Genomic DNA, 21098 nt, shown 5'->3' with positions numbered 1-21098 from the left:
GGGCGGGTCAGCGCGCACGCGGGCGGGTCAGCGGCGGACGACCCGGCGGGGCTTGGCGGCCGTCACCTCGGCGTACCGCTTGAGCTGCTGCGACCGGTAGTCACGGCCGAGCGCGGTGAGCACCAGGTAGCCGATCAGCAATCCGGCACCGGTGGCGAGCAGGTAGAGCCAGATCTGGGCGAAGAACGTCTCCGGACCACCGGCGAACGGGTTGTGACCGATCAGCAGCGGCCCGACCAGCACCGTCAACACCATCGCCACCGGCACCACGAGGGCCATGTCGGCCGCCCAGCCGGCCAGCGGCCGACGGCTACCCCAGCGGAAGGCGACAACCGCCAGGATCAACCCGATCACCACGAACATCGCCAACGACACCCGGTCGGCGGCGGTGTCGTCACCCTCGAAGCCGAACCTGATGATCAGCCGGGCGACCACGTTCACCGCGAACAGGGCCGCAACGAGCACCCCGATGTCACGCCACCGCTTGTCCATCGCCGGACCTCCCGCCGTACGCCCCGTCGCGGGGCCACCATCTCTGGCAGGAATATCTACCACCCCTACCTGGGTGACGTCATCAGCCTCGGAGCGTGTGTGTCGGGGCGAGGATCTGCCGGAAACCCATCACGGCGAAGGTCATCGCTCCGGCCACGATCATGGCCAGGCCGACCCAGTTGTCGCCGGCCAGCAGCAGGTCGCCCTCGCTGGTCCGCACCGCGGCCAGGGCCATCAGCGCGAACCAGGGCACCGCCGGCAACACCACCGCCCACCTGCGGCCGACCGCTTCGTACGCGAACCAGCTCAGCACGATGTTGGCGCCGACGGCGATGAGTGCCGAGACCCCGATCAGATAGCCGCCGACGCGGACCGTGGCGAGCAGCAACTCCAGCACCCCGGTCAGCACCCCGGCGACCACCACGATGATCGCGCCGGCCACCCGTACGCCGAGGTCCAGCAGGCGCGGCGGCGGCCCCGCCGGGGGCGGGGCGGTCTGGTCGTCCACGACCGTCATCGACGCGGCGGGCGAGGTCACCGGAGACCAGCCGCCGCGACCGGCGACCGGTCCGGGGCGGTCTCCTCGGGCAGCCCGGCGAAGAGGTCGTCCTCCCAGCCGTACGGCCCGGTGCCCGGGCCCTTCTCGCCCACGGCGAGGGTGAAGTACTCCACACCCATGAACTCGCCGCCGAAGTTGCCGGCGATCGAGTAGAGCCAGGAATTGGCCGGAATCTGGGTGGCGTGCGCCCGCATCGCGGCTTCCTTGGCCAGGTGCTGGTCGGTGCCGTCGATCTGGGCGGCGATGTCGGCGTCCGGGGTGCCGAAGGGCAGGTCGGCGATGTCCTCGATCCCGCCGAACGGGTTGTCGGAGGATTCCGCGAACTGCGTCATCCCGGCCTCCAGCACGCTGAGCGGCATCGCCGTCCAGTAGACCTTGAGCGGGGCGCAGCCCTCGGCGGCGGCCAACTCGACGGCGCGCATCGCCACCCGGTGCGCCTGGATGTGGTCGGGGTGGCCGTAGAAGCCGTTCGGGTCGTACGTGACGAGCACCTGCGGGCGTACCTCCCGCATGATCTCGACCAGGTGCCCGGCGGCCTCGTCGAGGTCGGCCTGCCAGAAGGCGCGGGGGTGCTCGTTGGTGGCGAGCCCCATCATCCCCGAGTCGCGGTAGCGGCCGGCACCGCCGAGGAAGCGGTGGTCGCCGACGCCGAGTGCGGCGCACGCGGCGGCCAGCTCGGCGATCCGGTACCCGCCGAGCTGGTCGGCCTCGGCGGCGACGAGCTGGGACAGCGCGGGGACGTGCACCTCGCCCTCCTCGCCGAGGGTGCAGGTCACCAGCGTGACGTGCGCGCCCTGCGCGGCGTAGTGGGCCATCGTCGAGCCGGTGCCGATCGACTCGTCGTCGGGGTGCGCGTGGACCAGCAGCAGGCGGCGGTCGGGCAACATCGTCACGACGGTCACTCTAACCGGCGGTTCGTCCCGGCCGACGTCGACGCGTCCGCCCAGGTCGGCCACATCACCTCCGGTCCGGCTCTACGATTTGGCGTGTGGACTTTCCGGAGCTGGCCGCCCGCACCCACCGGTTCAGCCACGGCGCGCCACGCGCTGTCTCCGTGGCCGAGGACGGCTCCCGGGTGATCTTCCTGCGCTCCGCCGGTCCGGAGGACCCGGCGGACGCGCTCTGGCAGCTGGACGTGGCCACCGCCGAGGAGCGCCTGGTCGCCGATCCGGCAACACTGCTCGGCGAGGACGGGGACGTCAGGTCCCTCTCCCCCGGTGAACGCGCGCTGCGGGAACGGCTGCGGCTCAGCGCGGCCGGCATCGGCTCGTACGCGTTGGACGCCGCCGGTCGGGTCGCGGTGTTCGCGCTGGCCGGGCGGTTGTTCCGGGCCGATCTGGTGCACGGCGACGTGGTGGAGGTGGCGGCCGTCGGTCCGGTGCTGGACCCGCGTCCGGACCCGACCGGGCAGCGGCTGGCGTACGTGACCGACGCGGCCGAGGGGGTGCGCCGGGGCGAGCTGCGGGTGATCGAGGCGGACGGCACCGACACCCTGCTGGCGGGCGAGGACGCCGGTGTGAGTTGGGGATTGGCCGAACACATCGCGGCTGAGGAGTTCGGTCGGTACCGGGGCTACTGGTGGGCTCCGGACGGCCGGATGGTGCTCGCCGCCCGGGTCGACGAGTCCCGCCTGGAACGGTGGCACCTGCACGACCCGGCCCAGCCGGCCAGCCCACCGACCGCCGTCGCGTACCCCCGGGCGGGTGGGCCGAACGCCGAGGTCAGCCTGCACCTGCTCGACCTGGACGACGGCTGGGTGGACGTGCACTGGGACCGGGAGACCTACCCGTACCTGACCGGGGTCAGCTGGATCGAGGGCAGCCCGTTGATCACCGTGCTGCGCCGGTCGCAGCAGCACGGGCTGGTGCTGGCGGTGGACCCCCGCACCGGTGAGACACAGGTGCACGCGGAGCTGGCCGACCCGCGGTGGGTCGAGCCGATCGCCGGCACCCCGGCGCACCTCCCGGACGGCCGCGTGCTGGTCGGCGGAGAGCTGGCCCACGACGGGTACGACGCGAGGTGCCTGTTCGCCGACGGCACCCTGCTCACCCCGCCGTCGCTGTACGTACGCCGGGTGGTGGGTCGACTGCCGGCCGCCTCCGGGCCGGCCGACCTGCTTGTCGAGGCGAGCGACGGCGAGCCGAGCGAGCGGCACCTCTTCCGGATCCGCACCACCATCGGCGGTGGGGTGGACGCGCGGCGACTCACCACCGACTCCGGCTGGTACACCGCCGCGGTGGGCGGCGACGTGCTGGCGGTGGGTGTCGCGTCGCTGGACCACGCCGGGGTGCGGTGGACCGTGCGGCGCGGCGACCAGGAGCTGGCCGAGCTGCGGTCGTTCGCCGCCAATCCGCCGTATTCGCCGCTGCCGCTGCTGGAACGGGTGACCGACCGGCGGTTGCCGGCGGCGGTGCTCTACCCGGACAACCACGTGACGGGTCGACGGTTGCCGGTGCTGCTGGACATCTACGGCGGGCCGGGGCACCAGGAGGTCGTGGCGGCGCGGGCCGCGTGGTTGGAGCGGCAGTGGTGGGCCGACGCCGGGTTCGCGGTGGTCACCATCGACAACCGGGGTACGCCGGGAGTGGCCCCCTCGTTCGAGAAGGCGATCCACCGCCGGGTGGCCGACGTGATCCTCACCGACCAGATCGACGCGTTGACGGCGCTGGCCGGCAAGCATCCCGACCTGGATCTGAGCCGGGTGGGGGTGCGCGGCTGGTCGTTCGGGGGGTGGCTGGCCGGGTTGGCGGTGCTGCGTCACCCGGAGCTGTTCCGGTGCGGCATCGCCGGTGCGCCGGTGACCGACTGGGCGCTGTACGACACCGCGTACACCGAGCGTTATCTGGGGTTGCCGGAGGACGGCACGGACGTCTACGCGCACCATTCGCTCGTCGAGTTGGCCGCCGAGCCGGTCACCACCCCGGACCAGGCCCGCCCGTTGCTGCTGGTGCACGGCCTGGCCGACGACAACGTGGTGGCCGCGCACACGCTCCGACTGTCGGCGGCGCTGCTGAGCACCGGCCGCCCGCACGCCGTGCTGCCGCTGACCGGCGCGACGCACATGGCCGCGAACGGCACCGCCGAGCGCCTGCTCCCGTTGGAACTGGAGTTCCTCCGTACCCACCTGTTGTGAGCAGCGTGGGATCGCGGGCCCGCGCCGGCATCCGGGCAGAGACAATGCAGCGGTGTCGGACTTCACGAAACCGCTCGGCTACCGCCTCATCACCGGGCCCGATGACGCTGAATTCTGCGCCCGCGTCAGTGCTCTTCTCGAGCAGGGCTATCGGCTGCACGGATCACCGGCGCTGACCTTCGACGGCGAACGCGTCATCGCCGCTCAGGCGTTGGTGCTGCCGCACCCGGTCAGCTCCGAGGCACCCCTGGCGAGCGTCACGTAGAGACGTTGCCGGCCGCGACTGCGGGAGGCTGACGATCACCAACCTTCCACGGGGTGTTCCCGCGGCCGTCGGCGATCACCCGTCGCGGCCGGAGGTGCCAGTCGCCGGGATAGTCGGTGTCTGCCGGGCCATCGATGTGTCGTCCACGACGCGGATCTAGGACGGAACCGGCCCCCTTCCGTAAGCGCTGTCGGAAGGGGGCCGGCCTGCCCAGTCCTGGAACGTGATGTTGGCGGTCAGCTCTTGGGGCTGGGGCCGAAACGGTTCGTGCCCGGCGTGCTGTCCAACACGAAGAACACGATGAGGACGATGAAGCCCACGAGCGGCACCAGCGCGATCAGCAACCACCATCCCGTGCGGTCGGTGTCGTGCAGGCGTCGCACCCCGACCGCCAGCGAAGGCAGCAGCAGCGCCAGGGAGGCGACGAGGCCGATCAAACCGGTGGTGGAGCCCTCGAAGTCCAGTCCCAGCGCACCATCCAGGATGGACGCGACGATGCTGACCAGGATTGTGAACAAGGCGAACCACCAGTACTCGGACCGGCGAGCGCGGCCCGTGAAGCCGACGTACTGACTGAAAACCGACTTGATTGCGTCAACGAAGGACATGACTATCTCCGGTCAATTAAGGGGCTATCAAGGTCATCGCGGAGGCAGCCAAACAGATCGACGCGGCGGGGTCAACGGCGAAGCAGCCGAGGCCCAGTAGCCGCAGTGCCCAAAACGGTCTGATCGATGCGGCAAGCACTACCAGCAGGCGAGGCCACCACCGGGTACGGCGACGAAAAGGAACCGCCGTGACGTCGACGGCAGCGTGCCCGAGACGGTGAATGCCTCGTATTGGTCGTCCGGCTCGACGAGAAGGACCACATCGTCGCCGAAGGTCAGGTGCAGTCGACCGTCCTCGCGGATCTCGACGGCGGTGACCTTCGCTTGGTGCCGGTCGAGCAATGGTGCCAGTGCTGCCGAAACTGACGGGTCGAACCGCTGCTCGGTGCCAGAAACGCCGTAGGAGAATTCGGTCTCGATGCGGATCTCGATCCGCGAGTCGATCACCAGCGTGAACGCATAGTCGACGCGCAACTGCGTCACGACACCGTCGTCGATCGGCAGCAGCCACTTGTCACTGCGCTCGGTCAGCCCGGTGTCGTCCACGCGCTCGGCCATGAGCCCATGCTGCCCTGAATCGATGTCGTTGTCGCCGAGTATCCGGGTCCGCCGTCGCTCGCGCTGACCTCCGTCCACCGTTGAAGAACGCCGGGGCGTGTGTCGAACTCGATCTCCTCGCGTGGCAGGGAGTTTCCGGTTGAGACGCCAGCGACCTTGTCAACGGGAGCAGACGTCAGGAGATCGACGGTGGCCAGCGGTGCGTACGCCACTCGTTCCACCTCGCGAACCCAGCCGGCGGGTCGTCGATGGGTTCGGTGCCGTCGAGTTCGCCCGGCGTCGGGACCTCGAAGATCGCAGCCCACTCGGCGAGTTCGTCGTCGGACATCGGCCACGTCGTGTGCGGCTCTTCCGCTTGGCGCTGATCGAGCCGTCTGCGCTGCTCGGCTTCGGTGAGCGCGAAGTAGTGCAACTCCACCGTCGCTCCGAGGTCCGCTGCTGCCTGCCGCAACGCGGTGCGCTCGTCCCGACTCCACAGGCCGTAGTCGATCACGACGTTGGTGCCGAGTTCGAGAGCGCGCAGCCCGATCTCGATGAGCCGTCCTTCGATCACGTCCTGAGCCGACGGCGGATTCTCCGGCCCGTAGAGAGCCTTCACCCACTCGTCCTTCGTCAGACGAAGAGCCTTCCGCTCGACTTCGATACGCCGAGCAGCAGTGGTCTTCCCGGTGCACGGAAGCCCCACCGTCAGGAACAGTGTCGTCATCCCGGCCTCCGAACTGACAGAACAGTGTTATCGACCTCAACGTGTGCGGCTCTCCCAGACCGGCTGCTGGGGCTCGTCATTGTGCACGACGACGTCGGCGTGATCGGTCGGCCGCACCTTGTCGAGGTAGAGCTGTTGGGAGGGGAGGTAACGCTCACGCCAGCGCCGCTCGACGTCGGCGCGGGATGACACCTGCCGCTCTCTGACCAGGGCACGATCCACGGTCTTCTCGGGCGCGGTAGACACGAAGACGCTCAGGTCCCACCGGTCGAGAAGTTCCGGGCGCAGGAGAAAGACGCCGTCGAACACCAGCACGGCGTCGGCGGGAGCGGTCATGGTCGGCGGGGACAGCACGGCGTCCGCGGTGCTGTCGTAGACCGCGGTCTGGAAGCGCCGGTCTCCGCCGGGGCCGAGCGGATCCAGCAGAACCCGGTTCAACGCGCCGTAGTCGTGTGCGTCGTAGTAGCAGCCTTCGGCCGAGTATTCGCCGCGCGGATACCGCCGCGCCCGTGGAACGAGGAAGTCGTCGATCGTCGCGCGGACGACGTAGCGTCCGCGTTCGCGCAGGACGACGGCCAGCTCGTCGGCGAGGGTCGTCTTGCCGGCGGCGGGCGGGCCGTCGACGGCAACCCGTACCGGATGGGCAAGAGCGACGGACCCGACCGCCTCAACCAGACGAGCGAGCATCTCGTTCCGGGTGCCGTGGCGCATGTCCTCCCCCGTCCTGGTCTCGCGGATGTCACCGTGTCGGGATGACCCTATGCGCACCAGCCTTTCGCGCCGGGTCCCCGACGAATACGAACGACGTGGACCGATCCGGTCGTCCGACACCTGAAGATGCGCGCGGACGATCGCATGGATCCACGAACACCAGGGCCCCGCGCACGGCGGCACATTGTCGCTTTTCTCGTTCGACTCACCGACCGCCCGACACGGAATCGAAGAAGTCGAGGAGGAGCCCGGCCGTCTGCTCAGGATCTTCGAGCATGGGCGAGTGACCGACACCGGGCATCGATTCGACTGTCGCACCAGCAACGCGGCGGTACTCGGCCGCCGATGAGGATCGCCACCTCTGGTCACGCTCACCGAAGATGACCAGCAGTGGCTTGCCGAGAATCGCGAGCCGGTCCGGAAGTTGTCGCTGGGTCAGGTAGTCGTCGGACGCCCGCGATGTCGCCGTGAGCGAGTGGTAGGTCATGCCCCGCGTGTCGTCCAGGAGCTGCTGCGGGACGTGGAAGCCTGGCGCGAACGCGGTGCCCAGCCCCCGGCGCAGAATCCCGTCGGTCCGAAGCCGCCACAGGAGGTGACCCAGCACGGGAACGAAGACGAGCTTGCCCACCGGCCCGTCCGAGATGAAGGCGTCCAGGCGCGGTCCCGTGTTGATGAGCGCCAGCGCGGTCACCAGGTCGCCGCGGTGTTCGGCGAGCGCGGTGGCGACGTACCCGCCGGTGGAATGGCCGATCACGATCGCCTGTTCGATGCCGAGTTGGTTCAGTGCCTGCCCGACTCGGCGGCCTTGCCGCGGGACGTCATAGCCGCCGCCGGTCGGTTTCGCGGACCGTCCATGTCCGAGCAGGTCGATTCGGATGACACGATGGGACGTTGCCAGCGCCGGGACTATCGACTTCCACCACTCGGTCGAGGCACCGAGCCCATGGATCAGCACGAGTGCCGGGGCATCGGGGGGGCCGTCCTGGCTGACGTTGATGTCGCCACCGTCGAGATGCAGGATCGAGTCTCCGGTGGCAGGGGCGGACTGCCAGTTCACCGATGCCGCGTTGGCCAGGAGCAGTCCGACGATCGTGAGCAGCGTCGTCGAGGCGATGACGCGCCGCCGGCGGGCACGACTTCGACGCGGTTGTTGGTCGGACGCGCGCGGGTCGGCCTCGTCGAACTGCTCTTTGCCAAGAGCTGGCGATGCCGTCATGAAGTCACTGTCGCTGCCCTGCGGTACCACTGGCTTGGACGAATGTTCCGGCAGAAAGGCGGAGTCGGCCAGGGTCCCGTCCCGACGACGCTGCCGTCCGACCACCGGTCGCCTTCGTCGACGGCGTGAGATCCGGTGATGGCGGCTCCGACGACGGCGGGGTCACGCGCGGGTGAACCGAGCAACCGCTCCCGATCGAGTCACGCTTGCCGGCGGTGAACACCGCGCCAGCGTATCGCCCCGATTTCGGTGGCATCTGCGTCAGCTGACAGCGATCGACGGTGGCTGTCGGCGCGCCGGGGCGAGGACTAGCCAACGGCTGAATCGTCTACGACGTCAGCTCCAAAGGAAGCATGCAGAACCACCCCTGCTGGGCCGCCGACCTCCCGGACCGGCCGAACGGCGCTCGCGATCGACGGACGGAGGGACGGCAAGGGCCCCCTCCCGACGACGCTGTCGGAAGGGGGCCCGGCCTGCCTGCGCTGTGACTACGGCTTGACGTGCGCGTTCACGAACGACGGGTAGCCGAAGACACTGGAGATGAAGATTCCGCCGGCCTTGGACCCGTGCACGTTGTAGGCCACGTCGACGTAGAGCGGCACCACCGGGGCGTGCTCCTTCATGATCCGCTCGTCGAGCTTCGCCCACTCCGGGCCCTGGTCGGCCGGGGCGAGCGCCAGGATGCGGTCCATCTCGGCGTTGATGGCCGGATCGTTGAAGTAGGACTGGTTGCTGTTGCCCTCGGCCTTGATGGTGCGGCCGTCGTAGAGCACCGGCAGGATCGACGCCCCGCTGGGCCAGTCCGCCGCCCAGTTACCGATGTACAGGTCCCATGGGTTGTTCTTCTTCTTGATCTCGTCGAGCTTGGCGTCGTCGGAGATGTTCCGCAGCGTGATCTTGAAGCCGGCCCGTTCCAGGTTGGCCTTCAGCTGCGCGCCCTGCTGCTGCTCGGTGGAGTTGTCGGCCACGCCGAGGACCAGCTCCGGCGTCTTTCCGCCGAGCAGTTCCTTGGCCTTGTCGACGTTGCCGTTGGCACCCGCCGGGTACGCCTCGTACGCCTTGTAGCCGATCGTGGCCGACGGCATCAGCGTGGTCAGCGGCGCGGCGACGGTCTGACCGCCGAGCGCCTTGATCATGCCTTCGCGGTCGATGGCGTAGTTGAGCGCCTGACGGACCTTCAGGTCGGTGACCCGCTGGTTGTTGATGACGAGCTGGTTGGCGCTCGGCGTCGGCGAGAGAAGCGTCCGGGACTTCAGCGTGGCATCACCGGCCACCTTGGCGACCAGCGAGGCGGGCACGGTGTTGAAGGCGAGCGCGCTCTGGTCGGCGCCGTTGTCGGCGATCACCCGGTTGTTGGCGGCGTCCGCGGTCGGGCCGAAGGTCCAGACGAACTGGTCCGGGTACTGGTGCCGCACCGGGTCGGTGTTGGGGTCCCAGTTGGGGTTGCGGTCCAGGGTGAGCTGGACGCCGACCTGGTTCTTGGCGACCTTGTACGGGCCGGACGAGAACGGCTGCTTGTCCACGTCGATGCCGGTGTCCTTGTCGGCGGGCAGCGGCGCGGTGGTCGGCAGCGAGGCGGCGAACGGCAGGTCGCAGCGGGGCTTGGCGAACTCGAAGCGAAGCGTCTTGGCGTCCGGCGTGCTCAGGCCCGGCGGCAGCGACGTCTTGTTCTTCTTGAAGTCCCACTTGGTGTCGAACTGCGCGGTGTCGGCCAGCCACTCCTGGATGTAGGTCGGGCCGCCGGACAGGTCGGGGTCGAAGGAGCGTGCGATGCCGTACGCGATCTCCTTGGAGGTGATCGGCCGGCCGTCCTCGAACTTCACCCCGTCCTTGACGGTGAACTCCCAGACCTTGCAGTCGTTGTTGACGTTCTTGCCCGGAGTCTCGGCCAGGTCACCGACCAGGACCAGGCCGCCCTTGCCGTCGTCCTTCCAGGTGGTCAGGTAGCGGGACCAGAGCGGGTTGGCCATCAGACCGGCGAACGAGTACGTCCGCTGCGGGTCGAGGTGGGAGATCGGCGACTCCCGGATGACGGAGAAGGTGCCGCCCTTCGCGGCGCCGCTCACCTCGGCCGCCGGCCCCTGCGAGTCCTTGGGGTCGGTCGCGATGACCCCGGTCTGCTTCCGGTCGGTGTCCACCGTCGTGCCCTCGCCCGTGTTCTTCGAGCACGCACCCAATGCCACAACCAGAGCGATCGCGCCGCCTGCGGCAACCGCCACGCGTGGTCGCATGAAGTACCTCCTTCAGCCATGTGCCGTGCGGATTCGTCGGGGCGAGAACCGCCGACGTCCCGAGGATCGTAAGGAAGAAAACCTACGAGTTGTGTAACAGTTGTCGATAAGTTTCGCCATCGGACACCGAGGCCACCGAGCAGCCGGTCAACGCAGCCGCACCCGGGGATCGATGGCCGCGTAGAGCAGGTCCACCAGCACGTTCGCCAGGACCACGAAGACCGCCGCGATCAACACGGTGGCCATGATGGTGGGCAGGTCACCCGAGCGCACCGCGTCCACCGCCGTACGCCCCAACCCCTGGATGCCGAACGTCGTCTCGGTGATCACCGTGCCGCCCAGCGCTCCGCCCACGTCCAGCCCCGCGATGGTCACCACCGGGGTGATCGCCGCGCGCAGCGCGTGTCGCCCGTACACCTTCGGTTTGGCCAGGCCCTTGGCCCGCGCGGTCCGGACGAAGTCCTCGGACAGCGTCTCCAACATCTGCGCCCGCGACAACCGGGCGTAGATGGCCGAGAAGAGGAAGGCCAGCGCCACCCAGGCGAGCACCAGCCCGCTGGCCCACTTCGCCGGGTTGTCGAAGAGGGAGGTGTAGCTGGGCACCGGCAGCCACCGCAGGTTGTAGACGAACACCAGCAGCAGCACCGCGCCCACGAAGTAGAGCTGCAACGAGGCGCCGGTCAGCGAGAAGCCGATGGCGGTCCGGTCCAGCCACGTGCCCCGCCGCAGCGCGGACACCATGCCGAGACCGACGCCGAGCAGCAACCACAGGATCGCCGCCGGGATCACGATGCTCAGCGTCACCGGCAGCACCCGGGCGATGGTGTCCGAGACGGCCTCGTTGGTGACATACGACCAGCCCAGGCAGGGCGCGTCGCAGCGGCCACCCTGGGCGCTACCCAGGTCGCGACCGGTCACGATGCCCTTCATGTAACCGGCGTACTGGCTGATCAACGGGTCGTTCAGGCCCAGGTCGTCGCGGACCCGCTCCAACCGCTCGGGGTTGCAGTTCTTCGAGCAGATGCTGCTGACCGGGTCGCGCGGCAGGGCGAAGAACATCAGGAAGGTCAGCACACTCACCGCGAACAGGGTCAGCGCGGCGGAGAAGAGTCGCTTGATCAGAAATCGCGCCATGGGGCACCCCCTACCGGGACGACTTCGGGTCGAGCGCGTCCCGCAACGCGTCGCCGAAGAGGTTGAAGGCGAACACCAGCGCGAAGATCGTGATGCCCGGGAAGAACACGTACGCCGGGTCGGTCTGGAGGAAGTCCAGACTGCGGTAGATCATCCGGCCGAAGCTCGGCGTCTCGTCGCTGAGGCCGACGCCGATGAACGAGAGCGCTGCCTCGCTGGTGATGAACTGCGGTACCGCCAGGGAGAACGACACCAGGATCGGTGCCCAGATGTTCGGCAGCAGTTGTCGGAAGAGCATGTGCCCCAGCCCGGCGCCGCTGGCCTTGGCCGCCTCCACGAACTCCCTCTCGCGCAACGCGATCACCTGCCCCCGCACCAGGCGAGCGGTGCTGGTCCAGCCGAAGATCGCGAAGACGCCGATCAGCACGCCCACCCCGAAGGCGGACGACACCTGACCCCGCTCGCCGTAGAAGCGCAACGTGATGGTGGGAGTGAGCGCCAACGCGATGATCAGGAACGGCATGGCCAGCGTCAGGTCGGTGATCCAGTTGATCACCGCGTCGAGCCAGCCACCGAGGTAGCCGGCGAGCGCACCCAGCACGACCCCGATCGTCGCCGTGATCAGGGCTGCCGCGAACGCGATGAACAGCGACGTCCGCAACCCGTAGATCAGCCGGATGAAGATGTCCCGGCCCAGCCCCGGCTCCAGACCGAACCAGTGCTCCCCGGTGACCCCACCGGCGTAGCCCAGTGGCATCCCGAAGCCGTCCAGCAGGTTCTGGAACTGCTCCCGCGGCCCGATCCCGTAGACCATCTCGATCAGCGGGGCGGACAAACCCAACACCATGAAGAACACCAGGAGTACGCCGCTGACCACCGCCGTACGGTCACGGCGCAGCCGCATCCACGCGAGCTGACCGGGCGAGCGACCGACGACGCCCTTCGCGGCGGGCCCGCCCGCGTCGGTGCCGGACTCGATCTCGGCCAGCGCCACACCCTCCACCGGGGAGAGACTCACGACGACACCTCCTCGTCGACCTGGGCAGCCACCTCGGCTTCCCCTTCGGGGCTCGGGCCGGCCGATTCCCCTCCGGGGCTCGTGCCGGCCGATTCCCCTTCGGGGAAGTGACACGCGGTGGCCTGGTTGCCGCCGTCCCGCGGGACCAGCGCCGGCTCCTCGGTCGCGCAGACGTCCTGCGCCTTCCAGCACCGGGTACGGAACCGGCAGCCCGACGGTGGGTCGAGTGGCGTGGGCACGTCACCGGTCAGCCGGATACGGCCCGCCGGGCCGAGCTGGGTGACGTCCGGGATCGCCGAGAGCAGAGCCCGGGTGTACGGGTGCTGCGGGCGCTCGTAGATGCTCTCCCGATCGCCGATCTCCACGATCCGGCCCAGGTACATGACGGCGACCCGCTGGCAGAAGTGCCGAACCACGGCCAGGTCGTGCGCGATGAACACGAACGCCAGACCGAGCTCCCGTTGCAGGTCACGCAGCAGGTTGACGACCTGCGCCTGGATCGAGACGTCCAGCGCGCTCACCGGCTCGTCCGCGACGATCAGCTTGGGCCGCAGGGCCAGCGCCCGGGCGATGCCGATGCGCTGGCGTTGACCGCCGGAGAACTCGTGCGGGTACCTGTTGTAGTGCTCCGGGTTCAACCCGACCAGCTCCAGCAACTCCTGCACCCGCGCCTTGATCCCACCCGGCGGCTTGATCCCGTTTACCTGCAACGGCATCGCCACGATCCGCCCGACGGTGTGCCGGGGGTTCAGCGACGCGTACGGGTCCTGGAAGATGATCTGGAGTTCCTGACGGAGCGGGCGCAGCTCGCGGCGGCCGGCGTGCGTGATGTCCCGCCCGCCGAACTCGATGCTCCCGCTCGTCGGCTCCAGCAGCCGCACCAGCATCCGACCGGTGGTGGTCTTGCCGCAGCCCGACTCCCCCACCAGCCCGAGCGTCTCGCCGGGGCGTACGTCGAAGTCGAGCCCGTCCACCGCCCGCACCAGGCCGGTGGAGCGCAGCCCCTCGCGTACCGGGAAGTGCTTGGTCAGGCCGCGTACCCGCAACAGGGGTTCGTCGGTCATCGGGCCACCCCCACGGATGCGACGTCCTCGGCGTAGAACGCGGCACGCTCCTCGGCGCTCAGATGACAGGCGACGAGGTGACCGTCGACCCCGGCCGCCCGCAGCTCTGGCACGTCGGTGCGGGAGCGGCTGCCGGCGCGGTCCGCGTACCGGCAACGCGGGTGGAACGCGCAGCCGGACGGCAGGTTGATCAGGCTCGGCGGGTTGCCGGGGATCGGCACCAGGTCCGCGTCCGCGTCGCCGTGCAGCGACGGCACGCTGGAGAGCAACCCCCAGGTGTACGGATGCTGCGGCGAACGGAGCACCTGCTCGACGCTGCCCCGCTCGACGGCGCGCCCGCCGTACATGACCAGCACGTCGTCGGCGACCTGGCCGACCACGCCGAGGTCGTGGGTGATCAGGATGATCGCGGAGTGGAACTCGGCCTGGAGGTCGGCCAACAGGTCCAGGATCTGCGCCTGCACCGTGACGTCCAGGGCGGTGGTCGGCTCGTCGGCGATCAGCAGCGCCGGGTCGTTGACCAGCGACATCGCGATCATCGCCCGTTGCCGCATGCCGCCGGAGAACTCGTGCGGGTACTGGTCGAAGCGGCGGGCCGGCTGTGGGATGCCGACCCGGTCCAGCATGTCGACGGCCCGCTGCCGGGCCTCGCGGCGGTTGGCCTTCGGGTGGTGCACCCGGTACGCCTCGGCGATCTGTCGACCCACCGTGTAGTACGGGTGCAACGCCGACAGCGGATCCTGGAAGATCATCGCCATGTCCCGGCCGCGCAGCCGGCGTACCTCCTCGTCGGGCAGACCGATCACCTGCCGGCCCCCGACGGAGATCTCGCCGGTGATGGTCGCCCGGTTGGGATCGTGCAGGCCGAGAATGGCCAGCGAGGTGACGCTCTTGCCGGAGCCGGACTCACCGACGATGCCCAGGGTGCGGCCCCGCTCGACGGCGAACGACACCCCGTCGACAGCGCGCACCACGCCGTCCTCGGTGTCGAACCGGACCCGCAGGTCACGCACCCGCAGGTAGGCGTCCTCGGTGCCGCGCTGCGTCGGCACGGCGGGATGGTCGTCCGGCTTCCCGGACGGCGCCGGATCCGAGCTGTCCACGGCAACCTCCCTCAGTGACGAAGAGAACTTACAACAAAGTCCCGAGGGTGAAAATAAGCTACAAAGTCGGCACGTGTCAGCGTGCCCGAGCGTAACGAGTCAGCATCGGCCCCGCAGTCCCGCCACCTCGCCATCGACGCCCGTTCCTGCAGAAACCGCACCTCAGGTGCGACCATGACAAGAGCAGCCAGCAGAGGATGCCCGTGGCACGAGGTGGAGATGACCCATGACCGCGGCGGTGTTCGATCACGAAGGTCCGTGGACCGAAGAGGAGTTCCTCGCCCTCGGCGAGACGCAGGATCGCGTCGAACTCTTCGACTGGAGCCTCCACGTGACCCCAGGACCCACCCCACGGCATCAACGCATCTCTCGTAAGCTCGGCAACATCCTGGAAGCAGCCGCAGAGGCAGCCAACGGTCACGTCCGCGCTGGTGGTGTAAGAGACGGCCATCGCGGGATCCGGTTTGATGTTAGGCGGCGATCGGGCTGGGATCGGCGTGGTCGGTGTCGTGTTGGTCCGGCTCGATGATGACGAGGCGGGCTTTGGCGAGGAGTTCCAGGCCCATGTAGCGGCGTCCTTCGGTCCACTCGTCGGTCTGCTCGGCCAGGACGGCGCCGACGAGGCGGATGATCGCCGCCCGGTTCGGGAAGATCCCGACGACGTCGGTGCGTCGGCGGATCTCCTTGTTTAGCCGTTCCTGCGGGTTGTTCGACCAGATCTGGCGCCAGATCTCACGCGGGAAGCCGGTGAAGGCCAAGAGGTCGTCGCGGGCGTCAGCGAGGTGCTCGGCCGCGGCCGGGAACTTCGCCTCGATCGTGGCGACGACCCGGTCGAACTGGGCGCGGACAGCGTCGGCGTCGGGCTGGTCGAAGATCGTCCGAACAAGGGTGGCGATCCACGGCTGGGCCGACTTCGGGACCTTCGTGAGCAGGTTGCGCAGGTAGTGGGTGCGGCAGCGTTGCCAGGCTGCTCCGGGCAGGGCGGCGCCGATCGCGGCGACGAGGCCGCGGTGAGCGTCGGAGATGACCAGTTGAACGCCGGACAGGCCCCGGGCGGTCAGCGATCGTAGGAACGCCAGCCATCCGGCGCCGTCCTCGTCGGAGGCGACGTCCAGACCGAGGACTTCACGTTGTCCATCGGCGTTGACGCCGACAGCGACCAAGGCGTGGACGTTGACCGTGCGCCCGTGCTCGCGGACCTTCATCGTCAACGCGTCCATCCACACGAAGGTGTAGTGCGCGGCGTCCAGAGGCCGGTTGCGAAACGCCTCGACCTGCGCGTCGAGGTGCGCCGCCATCTCTGACACCTGCGACTTGGACAGCTGCCGGACGCCGAGTTGCTCGACCAGTTTCTCCACCCGACGAGTCGAGACGCCGAGCAGATAGGAGGTAGCCACCACCGAGACGAGAGCTTGCTCGGCTCGCCGGCGGTGCGTCAGCAACCAATCCGGGAAGTAGCTGCCCTGCCGCAGTTTCGGCACCGCCAGGTCGATCGTTCCGGCACGGGTGTCCCACTCCCGCACCCGGTATCCATTGCGGGAGTTGACCCGCTCGTCGCTGCGCTGCCCATAGCCGGCACCGCAGATCACGTCGGCTTCGGCGGACATCACCGCCTGCGCGAACGTCTTGATCATCGCCTGCAACACGTCCGGCGACGCGCCCTCGATCTGCTCGCGCAGCAGGTCAACAGGGTTCACACTCTCAGATGCGGCCATCGCGTCCTCTCTTCCTTCTCTGACTTGGTCGTCTTGAAGGATCGACGCGATGGCCGTCTCTCATCTACACAACACGCCCATCACGGGCAAGTCGTACACCACTCCCGTGGACGCAACCCAGCCAAACCTTGAGCTGCTGGAGGCGGTGAACGTCCGGCTCCGGCCAGGTCGAATACCGATTCCTGATCTTGTCGTCACCAACGCAATCGATCTCGACGAACCCAACATCGAGTCGGCTGACGTCCGACTGGTCTGCGAAATCATCTCGCCGAGCAACGCGTCCACCGACAAAGTCCTCAAGATGCACTACTACGCCGCAGCCGGCATCGAGTGGCAGCTGCTGGTGGAGCAGGGGACAGGCGCAATGCGTCTTTACCAACGGCAGGGTGGGCACTACGTGGAGAGGGCATCAACGAAGCGCGGCGAGGTTCTGGAGCTGACGGAGCCGGTGCAGGCCACGATTCGACCGGAGGATCTCGTCCCCTGACGGGTGTCGGTCGCCTGGCCTAGGGTCGGTCCATGACCGAGTTCGACGCGGCCACCGCCGCCGTCCAGGCCGCCCTCGACGCGGGAGCGCGGTACGCCGACGCACGGGTGATGCATCGCCGCTACGAGTCGATGACCGCGCGCAACGGCGACGTGGAGGAGCTGACCCAGGACGAGAGCATCGGGCTCGGTGTCCGGGCGCTCGTCGGTGCGAGTTGGGGCTTCTACGCCGTACCCGATCTCTCCGACGCCGCCGCCCGCGACGCCGGCCGGCGCGCTACGCGTACCGCCATGGCGAGCGCGCGGGTGCCCGGCCCGCCGGTCGACCTGGTGCCCGCCGAGGCCGTCACCGCGAGCTGGGCCTCCGGTTGCCAGATCGACCCGCTCGGGGTGCCTCTGTCGGCCAAGGGTGACCTGCTGGTCGACGCGACCCGCGCGATGGTCGAGCACGGCGCGGATCTGGCCGAGGGCCTGTACCAGATCTGGGACACCGCCAAGTGGTTCGTCTCCAGCGAGGGCCACCGGATCGACCAGCGGATCCGCGAGTGCGGCGGGGGCATCTCCGCCACGTCCATCGGAGACGGCGAGACGCAGCGCCGGTCCTGGCCGAGCTACCGGGGGCAGTACGGCACCACCGGGTGGGAGCTGGTCGAGTCGCTCGACCTGGCCGCGCACGCCGCGCAGATCGCCGACGAGTCCCGGGCGCTGCTCACCGCGCCGCAGTGCCCGGCCGGCGAGACGGATCTGATCCTCGGCGGTGAACAGTTGGCGCTACAGATCCACGAGTCGGTCGGGCACGCCATCGAACTGGACCGGATCCTCGGCTGGGAGGCGGCGTTCGCCGGCACGTCCTGGCTGGACCTGGCCCAGCTCGGCTCGCTGCGCTACGGCTCGGAGCTGATGAACGTCACCATCGACCCGACCATCCCCGGCGCCCTGGGCAGCTTCGGATTCGACGACGAGGGCTCCCCGGCGGTCAAGCGGGATGCGGTCCGCGACGGCCGCTGGGTCGGTGTGCTCGCCGGTCGGGACTCGGCCGCCATGGCCAGCCTCGACTACGGCGGCAGCGTACGGGCCGACGGGTGGGCCCGGCTGCCGATGGTGCGGATGACCAACGTCGGCCTGGAACCCGGCCCGCACACCCTGGAGGAGATCATCGCGGCCACCGACGACGGCGTTCTGATGGACCTCAACCGGTCCTGGTCGATCGACGACAAGCGGCTCAACTTCCAGTTCGGCTGCGAGGTTGGCTGGGAGATCAAGAAGGGGCGGCGGGGGCGGATGCTGCGCAACCCCACGTACACGGGGATCGGCCCGCTCTTCTGGCGCTCGATGGACATGCTCTCCAACGAGACGATCTCCTGGGGCACGCCCAACTGCGGCAAGGGCCAGCCCGGCCAGATCGGCCACACCGGCCATCCGGCGGCACCGGCCCGGTTCCGCAACGTCCGCGTGGGGGTTTCCGCGTGAGCGCGAGGAGTGAGCCGGTCTTGCGAGCCCCGCAGTCGCGAACGAAAGGCGGCACCGCGTGAGCGCGAGGAGTGAGCCGGTCTTGCGAGCCCCGCAGTCGCGAACGAAAGGCGGCACCGCGTGAGCGCGAGGAGTGAGCCGGTCTTGCGAGCCCCGCAGTCGCGAACGAAAGGCGGCACCGCGTGAGCGCGAGGAGTGAATTGGAGCTGGCGGGGCAGGTTGTCGAGCTGGTCCGCAAGCTCGGCGGTCCGGCCGCGCAGGCCGACGCGGTGGTGACGCGGGCGGATCTGGCGCTGACCCGCTTCGCCAACTCAGCCATCCACCAGAACGTCGCGGAGTCGACGGTCGGGGTCCGGTTGCGGCTGCACGTGGACGGTCGGACCGCCGCCGGCAGTGGCAGCGTGGTCACCACCGACGGGCTGCGGGCGCTGGTGGAGCGGACCTTGGCCGCGGCACGTCTCTGCCCACCTGACGCGGGCTGGCCGGGGCTGACCGCGCCGACGCCCGTGCCGGACGCGCCGCCCGTGGACGAGGCGACCGCGTACGCCGAACCGGACCAGCGGGCCGACCGGGTGGGCGCGTTCGTGGCCGCCGCCGGGGGCTTGAGCACGGCGGGTTACTGCCGCACCGCGCATCGCTCGTCGGCGTTCGCGAACTCGGCCGGGCACACCGCGTCCGGCCGCTCGGCGGAGGCGGCGATGGACGGGATCGCCCGCCGCGACGGCGCGGACGGGGTGGCCCGGCGCAGTGCGGACCGGCTCTCCGACCTCGACGGTGCGGAGCTGGGCGCGCACGCCGCGGCGAAGGCGCAGGCCGCGGCGGACCCGGTCGAGTTGCCGCCGGGGCGCTACGAGGTGGTGTTCGAGCCGGCGGCCGTGGCGGACCTGTTGCAGAACCTGTCCTGGTACGGCTTCAACGGCAAGCGGTACGCCGAACGGCAGTCGTTCGCCGAGCCCGGCGTCGCCCAGTTCGACAGTGCGGTGACCCTGGTGGACGACCCGCTGGGCGCGTCGGGCCTGCCGTTCGACGCGGAGGGCACCGCCCGTCGGGCGTTGACACTGGTCGAGGCGGGCGTCACCCGGGCGGTGGCGCATGACCGGCGGACCGCCGCCGAGGCGGGCGCGCAGTCCACCGGGCACGCGGTCGCTGGTGGCGCGACGTGGGGTCCGATGGCCCGCACCATGCGGCTGTCCGGCGCGGCCGCGGGGCCGGCCGGCGCCAGCGGCCGGAGCACCACCGGCGCGGCGGCCGGGGCGGTCGTCGACGCGGACACGGCCGCGCTGGTCAGCGGTGTGGAGCGAGGGCTGCTGGTCAGCGATTTGTGGTACACGCGGGTGCTCGACCCGAAGAGCCTCGTCGTCACCGGGTTGACCCGCAACGGTGTCTGGTTGATCGAGGACGGCACCGTCGTGCGGGCGGTACGCGACCTGCGGTTCACCGAGTCGTACCCCCGGGCGCTCGGGCCGGGGGCGGTGCTCGGGTTGGGTGCGCGGCCGGTGCGCCAACCGGATCGGGTGGACGGTGCGTGGTGGACGGCGCCCTCGGTGCGGCTGGCGTCCTGGCACTTCACCGGAGGCGCCTCCGGCTGAGCCATCCAGAAGGCGGCTTTTCCGCAGGCCAGACACACGGGACGGTCCCTTGCGCGGACGGCTCGCAGAGATCGGCGTAACGTGTGTCACTTAGCTGCGTCGGTCGATCCGGCGTGGTCGTTGTGTGCGCAGGACGTGGCAGCGGGTGCCGTTCTCCGGTCCGCGTGCCGACCGGTGAAAGCCCAGCCCGCCTGTACGGGCCCGTCGAGGAGACGACTCGAATGACTTCAACGGCAACGAGGCCGCGGGGAGCGCGGGCGCGCGCCGCCATCGCGGCGAAGACGTTGCGTACCGACCGCTGGTGGTTCGCCCCGCTGATCACCGTGATCGGGCTCAGCGCCTGGGTCGTGTACGCGACGGTCCGGGTCTTCCAGCACGACAACTACTGGGTCAACGACTACCACTACCTGACCCCGTTCTACTCCCCGTGCGTGACCGACAGGTGTGTTGAGGCGGCCTCGCACTTCGGGCGGTTCCTGCCCGGCTGGTGGATCATCCCGGACGCCGCGCTGACCCTGCCGTTCCTGTTGCTGTTCCGGCTCACCTGCTACTACTACCGCAAGGCGTACTACCGGTCGTTCTGGCTGTCGCCGCCGGCCTGCGCCGTGCCGGACGGCCACAAGGAGTACGGCGGTGAGACGCGTTTCCCGCTGCTGGGTCAGAACCTGCACCGCTACTTCTTCTACGCCGCCGCGATCATCTCGCTGATCAACACCTGGGACGCGATTCTCGCCTTCCACTCCCCCATGGGCTTCGGCTTCGGGCTGGGCAACGTCATCCTGGTGCTCAACGTGGTGATGCTCTGGGCGTACACCATCTCCTGCCACTCCTGCCGGCACATCATCGGCGGCCGGTTGAAGCACTTCTCCAAGCACCCGGTGCGGTACAAGGCCTGGACGTTCGTCTCGGCGTTGAACGTCCGGCACATGCAGCTCGCCTGGATCACCCTCGGCACCCTGGCGCTGGCGGACTTCTACATCATGGCGCTCGCTGCCGGCTGGTTCTCCGACCTGCGGTTCATCAACTAAAGGGCCCCTGAC

At 69.4% G+C, this 21098-nt stretch carries 20 protein-coding genes; 6 read left to right on the top strand and 14 right to left on the bottom strand.

Features of this window, described 5'->3' with window-relative positions; translation table 11 throughout:
• Nucleotides 1-27: 27 nt before the first annotated feature.
• From O3438_RS26915 to mshB, 3 genes are all read right to left on the bottom strand, one after another.
• Nucleotides 28-492, bottom strand: a complete 465-nt coding sequence (locus O3438_RS26915) for a hypothetical protein (RefSeq protein ID WP_269682440.1) — start codon at nucleotides 490-492, stop codon at nucleotides 28-30.
• An 82-nt stretch (nucleotides 493-574) separates the two neighbouring features.
• Nucleotides 575-1009, bottom strand: a complete 435-nt coding sequence (locus O3438_RS26910) for a hypothetical protein (protein WP_269683761.1) — start codon at nucleotides 1007-1009, stop codon at nucleotides 575-577.
• Between the two features lie 17 nt (nucleotides 1010-1026).
• Nucleotides 1027-1953 carry an N-acetyl-1-D-myo-inositol-2-amino-2-deoxy-alpha-D-glucopyranoside deacetylase gene (gene mshB, locus O3438_RS26905; RefSeq protein WP_269682439.1) on the bottom strand — a complete coding sequence of 309 codons (927 nt, stop codon included), beginning with the start codon at nucleotides 1951-1953 and terminating at the stop codon, nucleotides 1027-1029.
• Nucleotides 1954-2039: 86 nt separating this feature from the next.
• Here mshB and O3438_RS26900 point away from each other — a divergent pair, with 86 nt between their 5' ends.
• Both O3438_RS26900 and O3438_RS26895 read left to right on the top strand, forming a co-directional pair.
• Nucleotides 2040-4184, top strand: a complete 2145-nt coding sequence (locus tag O3438_RS26900; RefSeq protein WP_269682438.1) for a S9 family peptidase — start codon at nucleotides 2040-2042, stop codon at nucleotides 4182-4184.
• Nucleotides 4185-4236: 52 nt separating this feature from the next.
• Entirely contained in the window at nucleotides 4237-4449 is a 213-nt protein-coding gene (locus O3438_RS26895) for a DUF1737 domain-containing protein (protein WP_269682437.1), read from the top strand.
• A gap of 236 nt (nucleotides 4450-4685) precedes the next feature.
• Here O3438_RS26895 and O3438_RS26890 read toward each other — a convergent pair whose 3' ends face one another.
• The 11 genes from O3438_RS26890 to O3438_RS26840 all read right to left on the bottom strand — a co-directional run bounded on the left by O3438_RS26890 (nucleotide 4686) and on the right by O3438_RS26840 (nucleotide 16513).
• Complete coding sequence (locus tag O3438_RS26890; protein ID WP_269682436.1) at nucleotides 4686-5057, bottom strand: DUF805 domain-containing protein; 372 nt, start codon at nucleotides 5055-5057, stop codon at nucleotides 4686-4688.
• Between the two features lie 138 nt (nucleotides 5058-5195).
• Nucleotides 5196-5615 carry a DUF6188 family protein gene (locus tag O3438_RS26885; protein ID WP_269682435.1) on the bottom strand — a complete coding sequence of 140 codons (420 nt, stop codon included), beginning with the start codon at nucleotides 5613-5615 and terminating at the stop codon, nucleotides 5196-5198.
• 175 nt (nucleotides 5616-5790) lie between these two features.
• Nucleotides 5791-6321, bottom strand: coding sequence for an AAA family ATPase (locus O3438_RS26880; RefSeq protein ID WP_269682434.1), 531 nt, complete (start codon nucleotides 6319-6321; stop codon nucleotides 5791-5793).
• A 36-nt stretch (nucleotides 6322-6357) separates the two neighbouring features.
• Nucleotides 6358-7032, bottom strand: a complete 675-nt coding sequence (locus O3438_RS26875) for a uridylate kinase (protein WP_269682433.1) — start codon at nucleotides 7030-7032, stop codon at nucleotides 6358-6360.
• Between the two features lie 205 nt (nucleotides 7033-7237).
• Nucleotides 7238-8353 carry an alpha/beta fold hydrolase gene (locus O3438_RS26870; protein ID WP_269682432.1) on the bottom strand — a complete coding sequence of 372 codons (1116 nt, stop codon included), beginning with the start codon at nucleotides 8351-8353 and terminating at the stop codon, nucleotides 7238-7240.
• Between the two features lie 383 nt (nucleotides 8354-8736).
• Nucleotides 8737-10479: an ABC transporter substrate-binding protein gene (locus tag O3438_RS26865; protein ID WP_269682431.1), complete on the bottom strand. Its 1743-nt coding sequence runs from the start codon at nucleotides 10477-10479 to the stop codon at nucleotides 8737-8739.
• 147 nt (nucleotides 10480-10626) lie between these two features.
• The gene (locus O3438_RS26860; protein WP_269682430.1) at nucleotides 10627-11613 is read right to left on the bottom strand and encodes an ABC transporter permease; all 987 of its coding nucleotides are present in this window, start codon (nucleotides 11611-11613) and stop codon (nucleotides 10627-10629) included.
• Nucleotides 11614-11623: 10 nt separating this feature from the next.
• The gene (locus tag O3438_RS26855; protein WP_269682429.1) at nucleotides 11624-12631 is read right to left on the bottom strand and encodes an ABC transporter permease; all 1008 of its coding nucleotides are present in this window, start codon (nucleotides 12629-12631) and stop codon (nucleotides 11624-11626) included.
• The gene (locus O3438_RS26850; RefSeq protein WP_269682428.1) at nucleotides 12628-13695 is read right to left on the bottom strand and encodes an ABC transporter ATP-binding protein; all 1068 of its coding nucleotides are present in this window, start codon (nucleotides 13693-13695) and stop codon (nucleotides 12628-12630) included. The genes O3438_RS26855 and O3438_RS26850 overlap by 4 nt, the downstream gene beginning before the upstream one ends.
• Nucleotides 13692-14747 carry an ABC transporter ATP-binding protein gene (locus tag O3438_RS26845; RefSeq protein ID WP_269683760.1) on the bottom strand — a complete coding sequence of 352 codons (1056 nt, stop codon included), beginning with the start codon at nucleotides 14745-14747 and terminating at the stop codon, nucleotides 13692-13694. The genes O3438_RS26850 and O3438_RS26845 overlap by 4 nt, the downstream gene beginning before the upstream one ends.
• A gap of 521 nt (nucleotides 14748-15268) precedes the next feature.
• Nucleotides 15269-16513: an IS256 family transposase gene (locus O3438_RS26840; protein WP_269678513.1), complete on the bottom strand. Its 1245-nt coding sequence runs from the start codon at nucleotides 16511-16513 to the stop codon at nucleotides 15269-15271.
• Nucleotides 16514-16562: 49 nt separating this feature from the next.
• Here O3438_RS26840 and O3438_RS26835 point away from each other — a divergent pair, with 49 nt between their 5' ends.
• From O3438_RS26835 to O3438_RS26820, 4 genes are all read left to right on the top strand, one after another.
• The gene (locus tag O3438_RS26835) at nucleotides 16563-17000 is read left to right on the top strand and encodes a Uma2 family endonuclease (RefSeq protein WP_269682427.1); all 438 of its coding nucleotides are present in this window, start codon (nucleotides 16563-16565) and stop codon (nucleotides 16998-17000) included.
• Nucleotides 17001-17032: 32 nt separating this feature from the next.
• Nucleotides 17033-18469: a TldD/PmbA family protein gene (locus tag O3438_RS26830; protein ID WP_269682426.1), complete on the top strand. Its 1437-nt coding sequence runs from the start codon at nucleotides 17033-17035 to the stop codon at nucleotides 18467-18469.
• 182 nt (nucleotides 18470-18651) lie between these two features.
• On the top strand, nucleotides 18652-20058 hold the full coding sequence (locus O3438_RS26825; RefSeq protein ID WP_269682425.1) for a TldD/PmbA family protein: 1407 nt from the start codon (nucleotides 18652-18654) through the stop codon (nucleotides 20056-20058).
• Between the two features lie 221 nt (nucleotides 20059-20279).
• Nucleotides 20280-21086 (top strand): hypothetical protein, encoded by an 807-nt coding sequence (locus tag O3438_RS26820; RefSeq protein WP_269682424.1) that lies wholly within the window; start codon nucleotides 20280-20282, stop codon nucleotides 21084-21086.
• Nucleotides 21087-21098: the final 12 nt, after the last annotated feature.

Source organism: Micromonospora sp. WMMC250 (genome assembly GCF_027460215.1).
GTDB classification, from domain to species: Bacteria; Actinomycetota; Actinomycetes; order Mycobacteriales; family Micromonosporaceae; genus Micromonospora; species Micromonospora taraxaci.
This window is presented reverse-complemented; position numbering and strand designations above follow the sequence as displayed.